We start from the raw sequence: 18,592 nt of genomic DNA, 5'->3' as shown, positions 1-18,592 counted from the left end.
AGGCAATCATGGCCAGCCTACGCAATCCGCCCGGAGCGCTTGACTCGGCCCGGGATTCATGAGCTGCGTACCTCGATTTGCCCCTATGCCAGGTGTGTGGCCTCGACGCGACTACAGCAGCCACTCGGCGAGCGGGTGGATGAAATAGCGGAGCGAGATCGCCTCCCAGATGGCCCCGATGACGAGGAGGGAAAGCGCAGGCACGGCGAGCATTCCCATGCACTGCAGGCCACGGAGGTATCCGCGTCGCCGAGTGGGGGCGCCGATGGTTCGCGGGAAGAGCCAGTGTCGCCCGAGGAGCCACGCGCCCAGCAGCAGGAGGATGTAGGCCTGCAGCTCGATGATCAGCGTCAGCGAGTGCGGGATGAGCTGCACCCACGCGACGGGCGAGGTGGGGGCGAGGGTGACGCCGGTTTTCACGGCGAAGTAGGCGAAGAGGCCCAGGCCAGCGAAGGGCACGATGAGGGACGGCAGGAAGATGAAGCCCAGTCCGACCTTGCCGATGTTGACGGCGAGGATCACGAGGGCGAACAAGGGCGGCGTGAGCACGAGCTCCTGGACCAGCCCCGCCGTGCCGTCGTTCTCGAGGGCGTCCGCTCGAGCTGCGTTGAGGTCCGGGAAGACGATTCCCAGCACAAAGCCGACAGCGGTGAGGCCGTAGGCGCCCACGTTGAGCCAGGCATAGGCGCGCGCGTGGTCGCGGATGAGGCGGAACGAGCGCCGCCACCTGCGTGGTCGTGAGTGCTGACTTGATCGAGCTGCTGAGGTCATGGTTCCACCTCACCCGCAGACGGGAAGAGTCGGTAGTGACGTCACGTCACCGAGGAAGGTGACACAGCGTCACTACCCGGAGGGCGTGGAACTGGCCAGAGTTGGAGCACTATGAAGGCAATCGATCTGACACTCAATGCCGTGATCGCCGTGACGGTGACGGTATTCCTCGCGTACCTCGGTTTCCATTTCTGGGACTTCGGCATCTTCACCACCCTGCCGGCGGGCATCACCGGCTTCTTTCTCGACAACGCCGCCCTGCAGTACATTGCGCTCGGCATGCTTGTTGCTGCGATGATCGCGAAGGTGCCCGTCGGACGCCGGATCAAGCAGCGGGACGCTGAAACCCGGAGGTGACCATCGACATGGTGGGGCGATATGACGTCCCGTCCGAGCGGCGGATGCGACAGCTGGCGATGGTCACTGCCGTCGTGGCGATCGCCCCGCTCAGCCTGCTGGGCGTTGCAGTCACCGCCGCATCCTGGTGGGAAGGCGCGACGGCCGCCATCGGCTACCTCCTGACCCTCGGGGTGCTCCGCGAGTGGAGCCTGGATCGGTACCCGCGGAGGGCGATGTTCGCGCTGATCTTCACGGCGGTCGGCTGGGGTGTCGGCTCGCTCACCGCATCGAGCCCCATCAGCTTCGTGCCACTGTCACTGATCGGGGCCATGCTCCTGGCCAGGTCGCGGAGGCGGATGCTGTGGTTCGGTGTGTTCGCTGCCTGTGTCGCCGGCGTGGGCGCCAGTGCGCTCATCCTCCACCCGGTGACGTGGGAGCTCGTCAGCCTCTACCTGGTCTCCCCAGCCCTGGGAACGTTGTTCATCACCGGGGTCATCGTCTTCAGCGAGCATGTCTGGCTCGTCGTCCGACGCCTGAAAGTGGCCGCCAGGACAGAGGCGGAATTGGCCGTCGCGAACGAGCGGATGCGCTTCGCCGGAGACCTGCATGACATCCAGGGCCACACGCTGCACGTCATCAAGCTCAAGGCCGCTCTCGCCCGTCGTCTCGTCGCGACAGATCCAGGCCAGGCCATCAGCGAACTCGATGACATCCGCCAGCTCACGAGTGACACCATCGCGCAGACCCGGACGCTCGCCTACGCTCGGCATCGGCTCAACCTTCTGGCCGAGCTCGAGAACGCGACGAAGCTGTGCCAGGCGGTGGGCATCCAGGTCAGCACGGAGGTCGCGGATGGGACGGAGGCCAGCCCGCATGAGCTGCTCGCGCAGGTGCTTCGCGAAGCGACCACGAACTTGCTGCGTCATGCCAGCCCCGAGCGCGTGACCATCATCGCGGCCCCAGACCGCATCGAGATCACCAACGACGGAGTGAGCACCGAGGGTGCTCCGCTCCGTGGCCTCGCACGACTCCGCGAACGTCTCGAGGCGAATCGTGGGACGCTGTCCGTGCAGCACACCCCGCCCACGTTCACCGTCTCAGCTCACATCAGCTCGCCGCCGGTCGACACTCCGGCGCGGAGTGCGTCGTGAGCAGCGGCCGCGCTCCTGTCCGCGTGGTCCTCGCGGACGACGAGCTGCTCCTGCGCACCGCCCTCTCGGCGCTCCTCCCCCTCGATGGCCTGATCCAGGTCGTCGGGCAAGCGAGCAACGGGGACGAAGCCATCGCTTCCACGCTCGAGCACGAGCCCGACGTGCTTGTCATCGATCTCGAGATGCCGGGGACAGACGGGCTGCAGGCGGTTGCACGGATCCTGGCCGAGCGTCCCACCCAACGCGTCCTCATGCTCACTCGACACGCACGGCCCGGCGTCCTCCGGCGAGCCCTTGACCTCGGGGTGCTCGGCTTCATGAGCAAGGCCTCCGACCCGGAAGACATCGCGGACGCCGTCGAGCGCGTCCACGCAGGCCAGCGGTGGATCGCCCACGATGTCCTCGAGGCCGCCATAGCCGACGATTCGCCGCTCACCGCCCGAGAGGTCGACGTCCTGCGCGAGACGCGCGAGGGGTACTCCGTCCGCGACATCGCACGGAGGCTCCACCTCGCGCCGGGAACAGTCCGCAACTATCTCTCCAGCGCGATGCAGAAGACGAGTGCTGGCACGCGCCATGACGCAGCCCGGGTGGCCCACGAGCGCGACTGGCTCTGACGTCTGAACGCAACGAGCTTCGAGCGGAAGGGCACAGCAGCCTTCCGGGTTCGATCAAGCTGTCGGCGGTGGCTGATACCGTGCCCGGCGTGAAGATCCTCCTGCTCTCCCGCTGTCCGGGTGTGCTCGCGTCTTTCCTCGCGGAGTCGACAGATCGCGAAGGCCCACTCCGCCTCGGCTACATCGACGACGCCCAGGTGGCGTTCTCGGAGGCTCCGTTCGTGCGAGCGGAACGCGACTCTGTGGAGAAGCTGGGCCACGAGGTCGTCGGCATCACCGTTCGGGGCCTGAGCGTCGCCGAGTTCGAGCGCGTGCTCGGAGGGCTGGATGCGCTGTACGTGGCGAGCGGGAGCACCTTCGCGCTCCTTGAGGCGCTGCGCGTGTCTGGCTGCGACGTTCCGCTGGTCAGGCACGTGCGAGCGGGACTCCCCTACGTCGGGTCCAGCGCCGGATCGATCATCGCGGGGCCCGATGTCACGCCCGCCTCCCTGATGGACGACCCTGCGGATGGGCCTCTGCTCACTGATCTCACCGGCCTCGGGCTGGTCGAGCAGACGATCATCCCGCATGCGGATGGGCAGCTGCCGCCCTACCCACCGGACCTGATTCGCACGACGCTGGACACGTACGGAGCTGACTACCCGTTGCTCCCCCTCGCAGACGACCAGGCCCTTCTCGCCGATGGGACGAGTGTGAGCGTGATCGACTCCAGCTGCTGAGCCCGCTCGGAGTGCTCCGACCCTCCCCGAACGATGTACATGTCCCTCGTCGTCATCGCGTCGAAATGTCGAGAAGTCGCCTCGTCCAGTCGGCCAGCGCGGCGGTGGCGCATCGAGAGATGACCGCGTCCGGCATCATGCTCGTGAATCCGTGGAAGGCACCCGGCCACACGTGGAGCTCAGCGTCACCGCCGGCCGCCCAGAGGCCGCTCGCGTACGCGACTGTCTCATCACGAAAGACCTCGACGCTGCCGCAGTCGATGTAGGTGCGCGGGAGGTTGGAGAGGTCGGTTGCTCGGGCGGGGGCGGCGAAGACGGAGACATCCTCACCGGCGCGGCGGGATCCGAGATAGGCGTCCCATCCGAAGCGGGTCATCTGCCGATCCGCGACCCCGATGCCGTCGATCTGCCTCGTCGACACCGTGCAGTCCCGGTCGTCGAGCATCGGCGACACCAGGATCTGCGCCATCAGGGCTGGTCCTTTCCGTTCCCGGGAGAGAAGGGCTGTACCTGCGGCGAGCCCACCGCCGGCGCTCTGGCCGACGACGACGATGCGTTCTGGGTCGATGTCGAGCGCATCGGCGTTCGCTGCGACCCAGGCCAGCCCCGCGTAGCAGTCCTCGACCGGATACGGGTCGGGATACTCGGGGGCGAGTCGGTAGTCGACGCTGATGAGCACCACGTCGTGGTCGTTCAGGAGCCAGTCCTCGTATGAGTCCAGATTCCCCAGGTAGTGGCCGAACACCATGCCACCGCCGTGGATCGTGTAGAACGCGCTCGTGATCCCGGTGCGACCGATGCGCTGGACAACGGCGAGGGTGATCGGATCACCGAGGTGGCCTGGCACGGTGAGCGTCCGCCGTTCGTACCCGCGAGCCCGCAGCCGCTCGTCGAGTTCATCTTCCGTGATGTCGAGGCCGCGCAGGTGCGGGAGCATCTCGGTCGTGAGGGTGAGAGGCCCGTGCGCTTCGAGTGCGGTGAGGAAGGTGGCCAGCTCGGGATCGAAGGCCGGGCGAGGTGTGAGGTCAGACATCGGTGGACTCCTGTGTGGTGATCGACGTGGGAAGGGTGCTACGCGAACGTTGGATGCCGATGGCGACGAGCGCCGCAGCGAGGGCGGTGATGCTCAGACCGGCGATGAGCATCGCGTCTTGCAACGATGCGAGTCGGTCCGGGGTCCAGGTCACCGTCGCGATAGTGCCGGCGACATGGGCGGCCAGGATCGTGCCAGCAGCGGTGATCCCGGCTGCGGTGGCGATCTCGCTCGCGGTGTCGACGAGGGCGGCACCGATGGAGGTGCGGTTCTCGGGGAGGCCGCGCAGGACGTTGTTCCCGGCGACGGCGCCGACTATCCGCATCCCGGCGGCGACGAGCACGAGCGCAAGCAGGATCCAGGCGTAACCGAAGCGACCCAGGAGCGCGAACACGGCAAGTCCCGCGACGACAGCGGTCGCGCTCATCCAGGCTGCTCGATCAAGACCCAGCCGTCTGGCAACCGGGCCGACGAAGCGGCCGCTCACGAGAAGCACCACGACCTGCGGCAGCGTAGCGATCGCGGCGAGGGCGGGCGGCCACCCCCACGCGAGCTGCAATTGCACTGTGACCAGGTACGACAGCCCCGCCATCGCAAGGCCCGCGGCGGCCTTGTAGGCCAGACCACTCGCGACCTGAGGCTGTACGACGAGTCGCAAGTCCAGCAGCGGATGGCGCGCCGTGCGGGCACGGACCACGAATGCGACGGCCGCGGCGACCGTGGCCGTCGCCGTGCTCCACTCCACAGTGACGTCGGCACCAGCGACGAACAGGGTCGGAGTGAGCAGGACGCCGACGACGGTTGCCGTGCCGAGGATCGCGCCGATCACATCGATGCGGTCGCGGTGAAGATCTGCTTGCTGGTCAGCGGCGATCCCCGCGCGAATGCCAACGAAGGCGATCGCTGCGATCGGAGCGTTGGCCACCATCAGTGCCTGCCACGGTGACACGGCAAGAGCGAACCCGCCGATCGTGGGCCCGGCGGCGAGGCCCACCAACCCAGCAGTCGAGATGACCGTCAGCGCCCGCACGCGCAACTCGTCTCGAGCGAAGAGCCGGAAAGCCAACGCCATCGAGCCTGGGGCTGTCATCGCCGCGGCGACGCCCATCAGCGCGCGTACGGCGATGAGCTGCTCGATCGACGTGACGAACACGGTCAGCGCGCTGACGATCGCGAGCAACGTCAGACCGGCGAGCATGATGCGGCGGCGACCGAACCGGTCAGCGACCGAACCGAACAGAAGCATGAGGCCGCCGAAGGCGAGCGAGTACGCCCCGGAGACCCACTGCAGCGAGGCGGCGGGTGCGATGAGCTCGCGCCCGATGGAGGGGAGCGCAACGTTCAGGACAGAATTGTCGAGCATCTCGAACAGGAACACCGCAGAGAGGCCGGTCAGCGCAACCCACGCATCGCGCAGACGTGGCGGGGGAGCCTGTACGGCGGCAGGCGTCGTCGATTCGAACATGAGCGCACTCCTTCGATGAAGAAGTGGCGACTCCGACGAGACCGCTTGTGCGTTTCCGTCTGCCTCAGCAGGACGGGATTTTTCCCTCTGCGTGAAGGCTAGCGCATCACCGCCCTATCCCGAGCGTGGTGACGGGCTCCGCATTCTCCAGGCCTGTCGTACCCGTCTTCCCGTGTGCCCTCCCAGGAGTCTCGGCGCTGGGTCGCGTTTCGCTAGCATCGGCTGAATGTCGAACACCACGGACGCTTACTCCCTCCGAGCTGATGAGTACAGCAGCCTTCTGGGTTCGATGGAGTCGGTGCACGACTCCGACCGTCAGCTCATCGACAGCTGGGCGGCGGCGGTTGACGGTCGGGGGCTGGACGCCGGTTGCGGACCCGGGCATTGGACGAACTATCTCGCCAGGAGGGGGCTCGAAGTCCGGGGCATCGACCTGGTCCCGGCCTTCATCGAGCGGGCGCGATCCTCGTATTCCGGCGTGCGATTCGATGTGGGGAGCATCGACGAGATCGACGAGCCCGACGACTCCCTCGGGGGCGTCCTGTCCTGGTACTCGACGATCCACCACGACCCGTCTCGCATCTCCGAACCCCTCACCGAGTTCGCGCGAGTCCTGCGCCCGGGCGGCCTGCTTGTCGTCGGGTACTTCGAAGGTCCCGCGTGCGAAGCGTTCGATCACGCCATCACAACCGCGTACCGGTGGCCGGCGAGCGAGCTCGAGCAAGCCCTGGAGGCATCCGGATTCGAAGTGCTCGAGTCCCATCGGCGAACGAGCAGAACCCACAGACCGCACGGCGCTGTCATCTGCCGACTCGCTTGAGCCTGGCTGAACGGCTGGCGGCATGGCAGGACCTCAACGCATCGAAACGCAGGGGCCTCGAGACGTCTCAGGAGGGATGCTTCGGCCCAGCCCTTCAGGCGAGTTCGAGTTTCCACTCGGCGACGTTGCACTGCCCGTCGGCGCCTAGGGACGCAACAAGCGGATAGCGCTCATCGTTGATCGTGAAGTCTCGATGCCGCCGTGGCCGATGATTCGCCGCTCACCGCCCGAGAAGTCGACGTCCTGCGCGAAACGCGCTTCGTATCGGCTCCCCTGTGTCACATGCTCGCTGCCTCACAACCGGCTGGTGAGGAGACGCTGAGATGGAAGCGAGTTGTCGAGGCGGTTTTCAACTCGATGACGTCGTCAACGTCGAAGGTCGTGCGTGCCCGCTGCTCGCTGCTTTTCGCTCGCTGACGATGAACAACACGAGGAGAACAACACCGACGAGGATCATGACGATGTTGCCGAGCTGAGCGAACGACGCCAAGGGTCCCGCTGCCGGGTAGGTGCCCTGCATGAAGATGCTGGGATCGGTGCTTGCATGCAGCAGGATGGGCGCGATGATGGTGCCGGTCACCCGCAGCGCCAGGTACATGCAGAAGCCGAAGAAGAATGTGTAGAGCACCTGCAGGAGTGTTGGCACAAGCGCCTGGCCGGTGAAGATGTTGAACGCGTGCAGCAGGGCGAAGAGGGCTGCGGAGACAAGCCCGACGGCGATCTCGGAGCGCCCCGACGAGCGCATGATCCGCACGACATAACCGCGCGTCAGCACCTCCTCCGCGAACCCGATGAGCAACCCGGCGAGCAGCCAGGAGGCGAACCAGTCGAAGCCGGCAGCGGCGTAGTCGATGCTCGCGAATCGGAGCACGTTGAACGACAGGACGACCGCGATGGCAATCCACATCCATCCCCGGCCACGGATCGTCTGCCGAGCAAACAAGCTCCGCAGCCAACCGAGGCTCGCACCGAAACCGACCAGCAGCAGGCTGCCGAGCAGAATCGGGACAACCAGAAGGACAAGAACATAGCTCGCCGATCGCTCGTCACCGATGAACGGCACAAACGGAGCCATCAACAGGGAGGCCGACTCGTACAAGAACAGGTAGCCGAGCGTGAAGATCAGGGCCTTCCACCATGTTCCGTGCTCCCAGAACCGTGACCATCCCGAACGTCCCACCGTGCTGCCCATTGCGCACCTCCGAATCTCGTCCCAGTCAACCATCGTGCTGACGCGCAGAGAAAGCAGAGCCGCGAAAGCCGCGAGCAGCACGGCATAGGCAAGCCACCAGTAACCGCCCCTGCTCTCGCGAAGTCGGCCGTCCTGCCGAACGCCAGCACGGCGTCAGAAGCGGTGCGGATCGGCGACCGCTATCGTTCGAGGCTCCGAGCGGTGCGAAGCGGGACGCAACCAGCGGACGAGTCGCCGGAGGAGCTCTCGGTGCTCGGGAGCTTCGAAGGATCGAGCGTCGTGCCCGAGCGCATCGTAGGCAGCCCGGCCGTACTCGGCCGTCTCGTCGCGAGTCCAGATGAGCGGATGCGTGGCGCCATCGTGTTCGTGGGTGAGCAGCGTCCGCACGGCGTCGGCCACGCGCAGGTGGCTGTAGCGCTCATCGTTGATCGTGAAGTCCTCGATGCCGACGGTGATCGGGTCTGCAACGACCTGCACCTGGGTCTCGTCCTGCTCCGGGTGCATGGAAACCCCTCGAACCCACCGCCCGCCGAGCGCCTCTTCCCATTCGGGGGAATCGGTGAAGCTGGTCGAGGAGACATGCAGGGCCAGCAGCGGGGTGCCGCTCCCGAGGAGTCGGCGCAACCCCTCTCGAGCGCTGGCGGCGGGTACCTCCTCGCCGTCACGGGGAAGACCGAGGTTCACGACGAGCAGGTCGGGCGCGGGCGGATCCGAGCTCAGAACGGAATCGACATCGGTGGCGACAGTTGTTGCGAATCCCTCATCCTCGAGGAGCCGCACGAGCTGAACGGTGGTTTCCGCGAAGGGATGCCAGGGGTCTGCGTAGCGTCCGACGCCGCTGAGGACGAGGGCGGTGAGTGGGGCGGGCATGTCCCGGAGTGTAGGTGACGCTCGCGCGGAGGTGCCGAGGTGTGTTTGCATTCGGGTGTTCTTGTTCGAATGAGTCCGTTTGGAGTACGCCATGGTTGCCGCCGCCCGTCGGGATGTCATTCTGCGTGAACTGGAGCTGCGCGGTTCCATCATGAACGCCGCATTGGCGGCGAGGCTCGGCGTCTCGCAGATGACCTTGCGACGGGATCTGATCGCGCTGGAATCGAACGGGTTGCTGGTGCGGGTCCACGGCGGAGCGCTCTCGCCGGGAGTCGCGATCCAGCAGGAACGCGCCGACCCGCTCGCATCACGAGCGAGCGAACGCCCCGTGGCGACCATCGGGATGATCGTGCCAACGAGTGCGTACTACTTCCCGGAAGTGATCAGAGGGGCGAGCCAAGCCGCCCGTGAGCTGAACTGTCGACTGGTGGTGGGCGCGACAAGCTATTCCGAGGCGGAGGAGCTGCGCCAGGCGCAGCGCCTCATCGATCGAGGCGTGGATGCCCTCCTGATCACGCCGCACGACACGATCCACGAGGACTCGCCTCTGCTTGAGCTGCTGGAGCGCGCGCCGGTGCCGATCGTGGTCGTGGAGCGCTCGATCGACGAGGCGATGGCCGGCCGATTGGAGTGGGTGCGCTCAGACCACAGCTATGGCGCGGAGATCGCCGTGCGCCACCTCGTAGATGAAGGGCACCAACGGATTGCCCTCGCCGCCCGCCCCGTTGCCACAGCCACCGGACTGAACATCGGGTACCAGCGCGCGATGCGCGCAACAGGGAACAAGGCCGGCCGGATGCGGCGGGAGCTCCCCCATCCCCCGGCCGGCCAGAACGTGCTCATCTCCGAGCTCACGCGGCTGCTGGACGACTGCCTCGCCCAGGGCGTGACCGCGGCGATCATTCTCGGCGACGCGGATTCGATGGCGTTCACGGACCTCGTCATCGAACGAGGCCTGCGTGTGCCCGAAGACTTCGGGGTGATCGCCTACGACGACGAGATCTCGGCCCTCGCCGCAGTGCCGCTGACGGCGGTTGCGCCGCCCAAGCACGAGCTCGGCCATACGGCGCTACGCCTGGTCATGGACCGCCTTCGCCTGGGCGATGAGCGAGCGCGTTCTGTTGTGCGCATGATCCTCCTGCCGAGTCTCATCGTCCGGGAATCGACGCGTCGCACCGGAGATTCTGTGCGTTTGTGAGCGTTTGAGGGACGAACGCTTGGCGCGTGGGGGTGGAGCATCGATGATCGATCCACACCACCGTTGTTGTCTCAGAGGAGCCCCTCATGCGTCTGCGTCGTCTCCCGATCCCCGCCGCCATCCTGGTCACGGCGATCGCTCTCACCGGCTGCGCGCCGACCGGTTCCGCGCCCGCTGCCCCACCGGCCGGTCCGGCCACCGGCGAGGTCACCTTCTGGTCCTCGCTGAGCGGCATGGCGGACGTCGCGGCCGCCTTCAACGCGAGCCAGGACGACATCACCGTCTCGTTCGAAGAGATCCCCAATGGCGCGAACGGCGGGTACACGAAGCTCGCGGCAGCGATCACCTCCGGCACGGGCCCGGATGTGGTCGGCATCGAGTACGACCGCCTGCCCGGGTTCGTCGCTTCCGGCCAGGTGCTCCCGCTGACCGACCTCGTCGACGAGGAGACGCGCTCCGCCTACGACGACCAGGTGGAGAACCTGGTCACGTTCGGCGACGACAGCTACGCCCTCCCGTACGACGCGCCGCCCCTCGTGAACTGGTACCGCCAGGACGTTCTCGACGCCGCCGGAGTTGCCGTGCCGACGACCTGGGAGGAGTTCGAGGCGGCGGCCCGTGCCGTGAAGGCGTGGAACCCCGACGCGTATCTCGCGAGCTTCTTCACGAACGAGCCACCGCTCGCCCCCTTGTCCTGGCAAGCCGGCGGGAAGTGGTTCTCCGCGGAGGACGACCACTGGAACGTCGCCGTGGACGACGCAGCGTCAGTGAAGGTGGCCGACTTCTGGCAGCGACTCATCGATGAGGACCTGATCAAGAAGCAGCTCGGCTACAGCGATGAATGGACCGCGGACCTCGGCAACGGCACCGTGAACGGCTGGATCGGCGGCTCATGGAGCGCATCCGGGCTGAAGACGCGCACCGAGGCCGCCGGGCAGGCAGGCAAGTGGATCGCCGCGGCACCACCGACGTGGGACGGCGAACCGACCGGCGCGCTCAACGGGGGAACCGGCTTCGCCCTCGCCGAGACGAGCGAGAACACCGCGGCCGCTGCAGTGTTCCTCAAGTGGCTGGCGACAACCGAGGAAGCCGTGCAGGCCCGTGGCGCCGTGGGAACGGCGTACCTCGCCTACCCCGGCTTGAACGAGGTCGCCGAATCCGTCGCCCCCGTCGACTACTACGGCAACGACATCTACCAGGTCTTCGACGACGCGTCCGCGAACCTCGCCCCGTGGGCCTGGGGCCCCAGCTACGACATCACCAGCACTGAGCTGAAAGAAGGCGTCACCAGCGCCCCAACCCTCGCCGACGCTCTCAGCAGCACGCAAACGGGAACCGTCGAAGGTCTCGAGGGGCTCGGGCTGGACGTGACCGAATGACACTCCTCAAGCGCGTTCACCCCAGGGCGCCGCGCCGCACCGGAGTGTCGGGCACGGGCGGGCGCACCGCCGCGATCTTCCTGGTCCCGTTCTTCGCCCTCTTCCTGGTCACCATGATCGCCCCGGTCGTCTACGCGATCGGCATGAGCCTGTTCGCCGAGTCCCGATCCGGCCTGGGCTTCGGTGAGACGACCACAGAGTTCGTGGGACTCGGGAACTACATCTCCGTGCTCTCGGACCAGAGCTTCATCGAAGGGTTCGGCCGGCTGGCCATCTACTGCGTGCTCTACGTTCCCGTCCTGCTGCTGGTCGCGCTGACGCTGGCACTGCTGCTGGACGCGGGCGTCACCTATGCGAAGCGCACCTTCCAGCTCCTCCTGTTCCTGCCTCACGCGGTTCCCGGCGTGATCGCCGCACTCATCTGGGCCTACCTCTACACCCCCGGTGTCAGCCCGATCGTGAAGGCGCTCGCCTCCGGCGGGATCGAGATCAACTTCCTCTCGGTCGAGCTGGTCCTGCCGTCCATGGTCAACATCGCCGTGTGGGAATGGGCCGGATACAACGTCATCATCCTCTTCACGGCTCTGCAGGCCGTGTCCCGCGAAGTGCTCGAGGCAGCCCGCATCGACGGCGCCGGCGGGATCCGCACCGCCATCTCCATCAAGACACCCCTCATCGCTCCGGCCCTGGGAGTTGCGCTGCTGTTCACCGTCATCGGCTCGCTGCAGCTCTTCACCGAGCCTCGCATCCTCTCCTCCGCCACGACGGCAGTGACCAGCACCTGGGTGCCCAACATGTGGGCCTACGACGCGGCCTTCAACCGCAACAACCTGCCGGAGGCGGCCGCGGCCTCCATCGTGCTCGCAGCGCTCGCTGGAGTCCTGTCCTGGGCCGTGACCCGATTCACCTCGAAGGAGCCCACATCATGACCGCGACGCTCGACACCGTTGACGCACCGACCGTCTCAACCGAGCCGCCCACGGCTCCGCCACGTCGCCGTCGCGCGCGGCGCCGTTCCGGTGGCGCCGCACTCACGGTCAACGGCCTGCTGATCGTCGGCACCGCCTACATGGTGCTGCCCCTGCTCTGGCTCGTCTTCGCGGTCACCAAGGACGCCTCCGGCCTGTACTCCGGAGACGCGTTCTCCATCGGGAGCGACTTCTTCGCGAACATGTCGCGACTCCTCACGCAGGACGACGGCATCTTCCTGCGGTGGCTCGCGAACAGCATCCTCTACGCCGGTGCGGGGGCGATCATCGGAGGATTCGTCGCTCTGATGGCCGGCTACGCGTTCGACAAGTTCATCTTCAAGGGCAGCAGACCCCTCTACGCCCTGGTCCTCGTCGGTGTCCTCATCCCCAACACGGCAACCGTCATCCCGCTCTATCTCCTCGCCGCGTCCGTCGGTGCGACGAACACGATCTGGGCTGTGCTCATCCCCGCCTTCTGCAACCCGTTCAGCGTGTACCTCGCCCGCGTCTTCAGCGCCGGCTACCTCCCCAATGAAGTCCTCGAAGCGGCCCGGGTGGACGGGGCTGGCCCCATCCGCACCTTCCTGCAGATCGGGTTCCCGATGCTGCTCCCAGGTTTCGTGACCATCGCCCTGTTCCAGTTCGTTGGCGTGTGGAACAACTTCATGCTGCCGCTGATCATGCTGCAGGACCGAAGCCTCTTCCCCTCCAGCGTCGGCATCGCGCTCTGGCAGAGCCAGGTGCAGCAGAACCCGGACTTCTCCACCCTGGTCATCGCCGGCTCCTTCCTCTCCATCGTGCCCCTCGTGATCGCGTTCGTGATGCTGCAGCGCTTCTGGCGTGCTGGCCTCAGCGCCGGGAGTGTGAAGTGAGTCCCCGCAAACGCGTCGCCTTCGCGATGACCACGGCCGCGCTGAACCGCGTCTTCCCACCCCGGCAGATCGATGCGATCGCTGAGACCGCCGACGTCCTCGGGCACATCGTCGAGTTCGAGTCCGACCGGGCTCGGGGCATCCTCGCGGATGTGGAGGTGCTGATCACCGGCTGGGGCTCTCCTCGCGTCGACACCCGCGTCCTCGCCGCCGCCCCGAACCTGGAGGCGATCCTGCACTCTGCCGGCACCATCAAGCCCTACGTGAGCGAAGCTGTCGTTCACAGCGGGATCAGGGTGAGCACTGCGGCGGCGGCGAACGCCGTGCCCGTCGCCGAGTACACCGTCGCGATGATCGTCTTGGCCGCGAAACGCGTCCTGCCCATGGCGCGTCACTACCGGGACGCTCGACGAGCGTTCGATGTCGAGAGCAGCTACCCCCAGCTGGGGGCGTTCGAGAAGCGCGTCGGAATCGTCGGCGCGTCCACGATCGGCCGTCTCGTGATCGAGCTCCTGCGCGCCTACCGCTTCGAGGTCGTCGTCTACGACCCGTACCTCAGCGACGACGACGCGGCGGACCTTGCGGTCGAGAGCGTCGGGCTGGATGAGCTGCTCGCCACAAGCGACGTCGTCTCGGTCCACGCCCCGTCCCTCCCCAGCACGCACAATCTCATCGACGCCCGCGGCATCAACCTGATGCGCGCGGATGCGACGCTCATCAACACCGCGCGGGGCGAGATCATCGACCAGGACGCCCTGACCGCTCGCGTCGTCGCCGGCGAGCTGTACGCGATCCTGGATGTCACCGTCCCCTGGATCCTCGAGGCCGAGCACCCCCTCTACGTGGCGGAGCGTGCCCTGCTCACGCCCCACATCGCCGGCTCGTACGGCACTGAACTCGGTCGTCTCGCCGAGTCCGTCCGGGAAGAGCTGGCGCGCCTCTCCAGCGGTGACGATCTCGCCCACGGGCTCACGGCGGCACGGTTCGCAGTCACCGCCTGAACCCCAACCACAGCACCACCCCCGCGGGGCGCCCTCTTGTCCCCGACGTTCTCATTCAGGGAGTACCCCCATGTCTCAGATCTCTCGCCGCACCGTCCTCACCGCTCTCGGCACGACCGTCGCGTTGGCCGCCTTCGCGACCCCCTCCTACGCTGAGGATGCCGCCCCTCGCGCGCCGAGGATCACCTCGCTCGGCCCCGCCATCGAGCAGTACGCGTTGATGAGCAGCGTGCTGCTGGACGGCGTCGCCTACATCGGATCCCGGAACCTGGAGACCACCGGCGTCATCGCGCTCGACATCGCATCAGGAAAGGTCATCGCCTCCACCACGGTCGGCAACGGGCACAGCATCCAAGCGCTCGCGCTTGACCCGATTCGGCGCTTGCTGTACATCGGAGTTCTGCAGAAGTCGGCCGGCAGCCAGCCCAATGTGTTCCGGTGGGACCTGAACAGCCCGAACAGTCCAGCGACCGCGATCGGAGCCATCGGCGATCGCGATGTGCGTGCCCTCGCGGTCGCGCCAGACGGGGTGCTCTTCGCTGTCGGCGGGGGTGGGGCGACGGCCCCCGCGCTCTGGCAACACGACCCCGCGGTCAGAGGCCTCGTGAGTCTCGGCGTGCCGGATGCGAAGGTCACCCTGGCACGGACAGTGGCCGCGACCGACCGGACTGTCTACTTCGGCGCCGGGAGCACCCTCGGTGGCGGCGGCAGCACCAGCCGCGCCGCCCTGTACGCCTTCGATCGAGCCGCAGCTCAGTTCTCGAACATCACCCCAGCGGAGATGACGAACGACCCGAGCATTCGTGATCTCGCCGTCGTCGACGGGCAGCTGCTCGTCTCCACTGCCGGCGCCGCAGAATCGAGCAAGGTCGCCCGTCTCGAGCTCGCGGATCCCACTTCCTATTCGCTGGCGGCCTCCATCGGCAAGGTCGCCAAGAACTTCGCTGTCCTCGACGACATCGTCTACTGCGCCAACGAGACGGGCATCCTCTCCTGGGATCCCTCAGGAACGACCGTTCAACAGCTCGATCTCAAGGGGCTGGATCTCGGGGAGATCTGGGGCTTGGACGCCCTCGACGGGGCCCTCGTCGCGACCTCCGGATACGCGATCGTCGCCGTGGTCACGCTGCCCGAGGCAGCCACGCGCGTCATCGACCTCGGTGAGGCGGGCGCCCCCATCGGACCGCAGACCTGCATGGGCATCGCCGTCGGCGCTGGATACGCCTACGTCGGCGGCAATGGCGGTGTCGCCCGGCACAACCTCAGGACGGGGGACGTCTTCAACCTCACGATCCCTGGCGAGGCCAAAGACGCCGAGGTCATCGACGGTGTCCTCTACACGGGCCAGTACAGCGGCCAGGGCATCTGGGCGCACGACCCTCGAACCGGCACCACGACCCGGCGCGTCGCCAGCTTCCCGGAAGCCCAGAATCGCCCCCTGGACACCACCTGGGATGCCTGCAACGAGCTGCTCCTCGTCGCCGCGCAGGCGGACACCGAGGGCGGTGGCTCCCTGTGGACCTACAAGCCCGCCACAGGGGTCGCGAGCATCGCGGTCAACCCGATCGACGACATCCAGCTCGTGCGTGCCGTCGCGACCGCCGACGGTGTCGCATACCTCGGCGGGGACAACGCCCAGAAGACGGGGCCGCGCGGCACGATCGTCGTCTGGGACCCCACGCTGCAGAGCGAGCTCTGGCGGGTGGAGACGAACCAGGCCAATGGCATCGCCGCGCTCGCCGTCCAGGGCAAGCACCTGTTCGCGATCACCATCAAGGGCACGCTGATCGTCATCGATCGCACCGAGCGTGCGATCGTGCACACGTCCGACCAGCGGTCCCTCACCCCGGGCTTCGCGGCGATGACCAATGCCGGCGGCAGCGTCTACGTCGTCACGGACACGACTCTGTTCCGCATCGACCCGCAGACGTTCGCGATCACGGTCGTCGTCGCCGGCATCAATGGCGGCTGGTACAGCGGGCCGCACCTCGCGGCGGACAAGCACGGTGCCATCTACACGCTCCGCTCCCGAGAGCTCGTCCGCATCGAAGACCAAGCCCGGTGACCGCGCCGACTCTGCGCTCCGTCGGTCTCGATGTCGGCGGCACGAAGACCCACGTTGCTTTCGAGGACACCTCAGGGCTGCGCGGGGAGGTCGTCGTCCCGTCCACGGAGTGGCGAAAGGGCTCCCTGTTCTCCGACACGGGCAACCTCGCGCGCCTTGCTGGCATCGTCCACGAGCACGGGAGCGTGGACGCCGGGACCAGCGTCGCAGCTGGCCTGAACGGTGTCGACATTCCCGAACAAGCCCGCCGTGCCGAGTGCGAACTCTCCAGCGCACTCGGCACGGCGCTCATCACCGTCTCCAACGACGCAGAACTCCTGGGTCATGCGCTGGGCCCCGAGCCGTCCCTGCAGCTGATCGTGGGAACTGGAACCGTCCTGGTAGGACGTGACCAGTCCGGCGCTCCACTGCGCGCGATGGGGTACGGCTGGCGGTTCAACGACTTCGGCAGCGCTCCAGCGCTCGTCCGTGAAGCGCTTCGTGAGTTGCACCGCCTCGCTGATCACACGACCACCGCCCCAGACCCTCTCGCTGAGTTGCTGCAAGCTGCATACGGAGCAACGAACCTCACCGATCTCACGCTCGCGATATCCGACCGGGCCAGCCTGACCGAGTGGGGAGGCCACGCGCCACTCATCTTCCAAGCCGCAGATCTGGGCTCCCCCAGTGCCATCAGGGTGATCGCTGACGCGGCCGACTACATCGCCGCCGCCGTGCACGCGCTGCGACAGCGGGGTGCAGTCGGCGAACACATCGTGGCGGCAGGCGGTGTCATCACCAACCAGCCCCGACTCCAGAGCGCGATACGGGCTGCGCTCGCAGCGACCGGGAACCCATTGCAGCTGCTCGTGCTCGATCGCCCGCCGGTCACCGGAGCGCTTGCTCTTGCCAGCCTTCGTCACCGCGAACTGCGCAGGGCTCCTGATGTCCCAGTGCCCTGCGCCCCTCTGCCATGAGGTGCGAGCCTCGTCGAGGCCGCTCGAAGACGAGGAGCGCCCCGATCGCCGCGACGCCAGCCAGGAGCGCGACCGCGAGCGGGAACGAGCCCACCGCAGCAGCGAGAGCGACCCCCGCAACCGGGGCGAGCGCGATCGACGCCGTGATCGGGGCGCTGAACACCCCGTTGAGCGTGCCGAGCCGTTCGGTGCCCCAGCGCTCGATGACGGCGGTGGCCTGCACGAGCGTCAACGCACCGCGGGCCGCCCCGGCGAGCAGCGCGAGGAGAACGAGCACGGCGAACGGACCCGAGATGAGCGCGAACGCCACGAGCGTGAGGCTCGCGACAGCGCCCACGAGCAGTGCGCGCAGCGGCAGCGGAACGACGCGGTTGAGGACGGTGAAGAGCACGCGGCCCACGACCTGCCCCACGCCCACGAGCCCGAGCAGCAGGGCCGCCGCTCTCGCGTCGATGCCTCGCTCGGAGAGCAGCGGGATGAGGTTGAGGGACACGGCGTAGACGCTGAACGAGAGGAGCGTCACGCCGAGGCAGAGTCTGATGAAGCGACTGCTCCTGACGACGACCGGATGCCCCATCCGCTCCCCGTTCGGCACCCGTCGGGGCGTGGGGTCGCGTCTCGGCAGCAGGAGCGCGTGCAGCGGGATCGTGACGACGGCGAGGAGAGCACCGAGCACGAGGTAGGTGCCACGCCAGCCGACAACCTCCGCGAGCAGTGTCGCGCCCGGCACGTACAGCGTCGAGGCGAGGCCGGCAACGAGGGTGACCACCAGGAGAGGTCTTCCGGCGGCTGCTCCGTAGCGGAGCCCGATGACCGTGAAGGCGGCCTGGTAGAGCACGCCCGCCTGCGCGACGCCGACCACCACCCATGCGACGACGAACATGGGGAAGGTGCTGGCTGCGGCCACAAGCGCGACACCGGCAGTGGCGAGTGCCGATGACCACGCCATGACGACGCGGCCCCCGAAGCGGTCGAGCAGACCCCCGAAGCCGATACCGACGCCGGCCGAGACGAGAAGACCCGCGGAGAAGGCGGCCATGACGCTGACGAGACTCCACCCGGTGTCGGCGACGATCTCGGCGGCGACCGCGGGGAGGACGTAGTAGAGCGTGCCCCAGCTGATGAGCTGCGTCACGCAGAGGGTGACCAGCACCGGATCCGGACGCCACCGCG

At 67.3% G+C, this 18,592-nt stretch carries 18 protein-coding genes; 12 read left to right on the top strand and 6 right to left on the bottom strand.

Translation table 11 applies throughout. The annotated features are described in order from the left end of the window. Nucleotides 1–111: 111 nt before the first annotated feature. Nucleotides 112–771: a stage II sporulation protein M gene (locus C5E07_RS17885; protein ID WP_104301248.1), complete on the bottom strand. Its 660-nt coding sequence runs from the start codon at nt 769–771 to the stop codon at nt 112–114. A gap of 111 nt (nt 772–882) precedes the next feature. On the opposite strand from C5E07_RS17885, the gene C5E07_RS17880 reads away from it, so the two are divergent. The 4 genes from C5E07_RS17880 (at nt 883) to C5E07_RS17865 (ending at nt 3,597) form a co-directional block, all read left to right on the top strand. Further along, nucleotides 883–1,128, top strand: coding sequence for a hypothetical protein (locus C5E07_RS17880; RefSeq protein WP_104301246.1), 246 nt, complete (start codon nt 883–885; stop codon nt 1,126–1,128). Continuing rightward, nucleotides 1,125–2,261, top strand: a complete 1,137-nt coding sequence (locus C5E07_RS17875) for a sensor histidine kinase (protein ID WP_104301244.1) — start codon at nt 1,125–1,127, stop codon at nt 2,259–2,261. Before C5E07_RS17880 ends, C5E07_RS17875 begins: the two co-directional genes overlap by 4 nt. Continuing rightward, nucleotides 2,258–2,878: a DNA-binding response regulator gene (locus tag C5E07_RS17870; RefSeq protein ID WP_258064036.1), complete on the top strand. Its 621-nt coding sequence runs from the start codon at nt 2,258–2,260 to the stop codon at nt 2,876–2,878. The genes C5E07_RS17875 and C5E07_RS17870 overlap by 4 nt, the downstream gene beginning before the upstream one ends. A 68-nt stretch (nt 2,879–2,946) precedes the next feature. Then, complete coding sequence (locus tag C5E07_RS17865; protein WP_219820036.1) at nt 2,947–3,597, top strand: Type 1 glutamine amidotransferase-like domain-containing protein; 651 nt, start codon at nt 2,947–2,949, stop codon at nt 3,595–3,597. A 52-nt stretch (nt 3,598–3,649) separates the two neighbouring features. On the opposite strand, the gene C5E07_RS17860 is transcribed toward C5E07_RS17865, so the two are convergent. Next, entirely contained in the window at nt 3,650–4,630 is a 981-nt protein-coding gene (locus tag C5E07_RS17860) for an alpha/beta hydrolase (RefSeq protein WP_104301242.1), read from the bottom strand. Next, on the bottom strand, nt 4,623–6,095 hold the full coding sequence (locus C5E07_RS17855; protein ID WP_104301240.1) for an MFS transporter: 1,473 nt from the start codon (nt 6,093–6,095) through the stop codon (nt 4,623–4,625). Before C5E07_RS17855 ends, C5E07_RS17860 begins: the two co-directional genes overlap by 8 nt. A gap of 226 nt (nt 6,096–6,321) precedes the next feature. Here C5E07_RS17855 and C5E07_RS17850 point away from each other — a divergent pair, with 226 nt between their 5' ends. Then, entirely contained in the window at nt 6,322–6,915 is a 594-nt protein-coding gene (locus C5E07_RS17850; RefSeq protein ID WP_104301238.1) for a class I SAM-dependent methyltransferase, read from the top strand. Between the two features lie 349 nt (nt 6,916–7,264). Here C5E07_RS17850 and C5E07_RS17845 read toward each other — a convergent pair whose 3' ends face one another. Both C5E07_RS17845 and C5E07_RS17840 read right to left on the bottom strand, forming a co-directional pair. Then, the gene (locus C5E07_RS17845) at nt 7,265–8,107 is read right to left on the bottom strand and encodes a CPBP family intramembrane glutamic endopeptidase (protein WP_104301236.1); all 843 of its coding nucleotides are present in this window, start codon (nt 8,105–8,107) and stop codon (nt 7,265–7,267) included. A gap of 153 nt (nt 8,108–8,260) precedes the next feature. After that, complete coding sequence (locus C5E07_RS17840) at nt 8,261–8,977, bottom strand: ThuA domain-containing protein (RefSeq protein WP_104301234.1); 717 nt, start codon at nt 8,975–8,977, stop codon at nt 8,261–8,263. Nucleotides 8,978–9,068: 91 nt separating this feature from the next. Between C5E07_RS17840 and C5E07_RS17835 the strand changes: the two genes are divergently transcribed. The 7 genes from C5E07_RS17835 (at nt 9,069) to C5E07_RS19285 (ending at nt 17,419) form a co-directional block, all read left to right on the top strand. Next, on the top strand, nt 9,069–10,175 hold the full coding sequence (locus tag C5E07_RS17835; protein WP_146080647.1) for a substrate-binding domain-containing protein: 1,107 nt from the start codon (nt 9,069–9,071) through the stop codon (nt 10,173–10,175). 86 nt (nt 10,176–10,261) lie between these two features. Next, entirely contained in the window at nt 10,262–11,554 is a 1,293-nt protein-coding gene (locus tag C5E07_RS17830; RefSeq protein WP_104301230.1) for an ABC transporter substrate-binding protein, read from the top strand. Then, nucleotides 11,551–12,483 (top strand): carbohydrate ABC transporter permease, encoded by a 933-nt coding sequence (locus tag C5E07_RS17825; protein WP_104301228.1) that lies wholly within the window; start codon nt 11,551–11,553, stop codon nt 12,481–12,483. The genes C5E07_RS17830 and C5E07_RS17825 overlap by 4 nt, the downstream gene beginning before the upstream one ends. Next, entirely contained in the window at nt 12,480–13,397 is a 918-nt protein-coding gene (locus C5E07_RS17820) for a carbohydrate ABC transporter permease (protein WP_104301226.1), read from the top strand. The genes C5E07_RS17825 and C5E07_RS17820 overlap by 4 nt, the downstream gene beginning before the upstream one ends. Continuing rightward, nucleotides 13,394–14,398, top strand: coding sequence for a hydroxyacid dehydrogenase (locus tag C5E07_RS17815; protein ID WP_258064035.1), 1,005 nt, complete (start codon nt 13,394–13,396; stop codon nt 14,396–14,398). Before C5E07_RS17820 ends, C5E07_RS17815 begins: the two co-directional genes overlap by 4 nt. Nucleotides 14,399–14,468: 70 nt before the next feature. After that, nucleotides 14,469–16,463, top strand: coding sequence for a DUF5074 domain-containing protein (locus tag C5E07_RS17810; RefSeq protein WP_104301224.1), 1,995 nt, complete (start codon nt 14,469–14,471; stop codon nt 16,461–16,463). Beyond that, nucleotides 16,460–17,419, top strand: a complete 960-nt coding sequence (locus C5E07_RS19285; protein ID WP_104308666.1) for an N-acetylglucosamine kinase — start codon at nt 16,460–16,462, stop codon at nt 17,417–17,419. The genes C5E07_RS17810 and C5E07_RS19285 overlap by 4 nt, the downstream gene beginning before the upstream one ends. On the opposite strand, the gene C5E07_RS17800 is transcribed toward C5E07_RS19285, so the two are convergent. Beyond that, the gene (locus C5E07_RS17800; RefSeq protein ID WP_181058162.1) at nt 17,331–18,554 is read right to left on the bottom strand and encodes an MFS transporter; all 1,224 of its coding nucleotides are present in this window, start codon (nt 18,552–18,554) and stop codon (nt 17,331–17,333) included. The genes C5E07_RS19285 and C5E07_RS17800 overlap by 89 nt on opposite strands. Between the last annotated feature and the right edge of the window lie 38 nt (nt 18,555–18,592).

It is taken from the genome of Pseudoclavibacter sp. RFBJ3 (genome assembly GCF_002931375.1).
Lineage (GTDB): Bacteria > Actinomycetota > Actinomycetes > Actinomycetales > Microbacteriaceae > Pseudoclavibacter.
Note: the sequence above shows the minus strand (reverse complement) of the source record. Positions and strands in the feature narration are given on the sequence as shown.

Coding starts and splice junctions, on each gene's coding strand:
- C5E07_RS17885 (WP_104301248.1), bottom strand. CDS start 771: ATGACCTCAGCAGCTCGATCAAGTCAGCACTCACGACCACGCAGGTGG.
- C5E07_RS17880 (WP_104301246.1), top strand. CDS start 883: ATGAAGGCAATCGATCTGACACTCAATGCCGTGATCGCCGTGACGGTG.
- C5E07_RS17860 (WP_104301242.1), bottom strand. CDS start 4,630: ATGTCTGACCTCACACCTCGCCCGGCCTTCGATCCCGAGCTGGCCACC.
- C5E07_RS17855 (WP_104301240.1), bottom strand. CDS start 6,095: ATGTTCGAATCGACGACGCCTGCCGCCGTACAGGCTCCCCCGCCACGT.
- C5E07_RS17850 (WP_104301238.1), top strand. CDS start 6,322: ATGTCGAACACCACGGACGCTTACTCCCTCCGAGCTGATGAGTACAGC.
- C5E07_RS17845 (WP_104301236.1), bottom strand. CDS start 8,107: ATGGGCAGCACGGTGGGACGTTCGGGATGGTCACGGTTCTGGGAGCAC.
- C5E07_RS17840 (WP_104301234.1), bottom strand. CDS start 8,977: ATGCCCGCCCCACTCACCGCCCTCGTCCTCAGCGGCGTCGGACGCTAC.
- C5E07_RS17835 (WP_146080647.1), top strand. CDS start 9,069: ATGGTTGCCGCCGCCCGTCGGGATGTCATTCTGCGTGAACTGGAGCTG.
- C5E07_RS17830 (WP_104301230.1), top strand. CDS start 10,262: ATGCGTCTGCGTCGTCTCCCGATCCCCGCCGCCATCCTGGTCACGGCG.
- C5E07_RS17825 (WP_104301228.1), top strand. CDS start 11,551: ATGACACTCCTCAAGCGCGTTCACCCCAGGGCGCCGCGCCGCACCGGA.
- C5E07_RS17820 (WP_104301226.1), top strand. CDS start 12,480: ATGACCGCGACGCTCGACACCGTTGACGCACCGACCGTCTCAACCGAG.
- C5E07_RS17810 (WP_104301224.1), top strand. CDS start 14,469: ATGTCTCAGATCTCTCGCCGCACCGTCCTCACCGCTCTCGGCACGACC.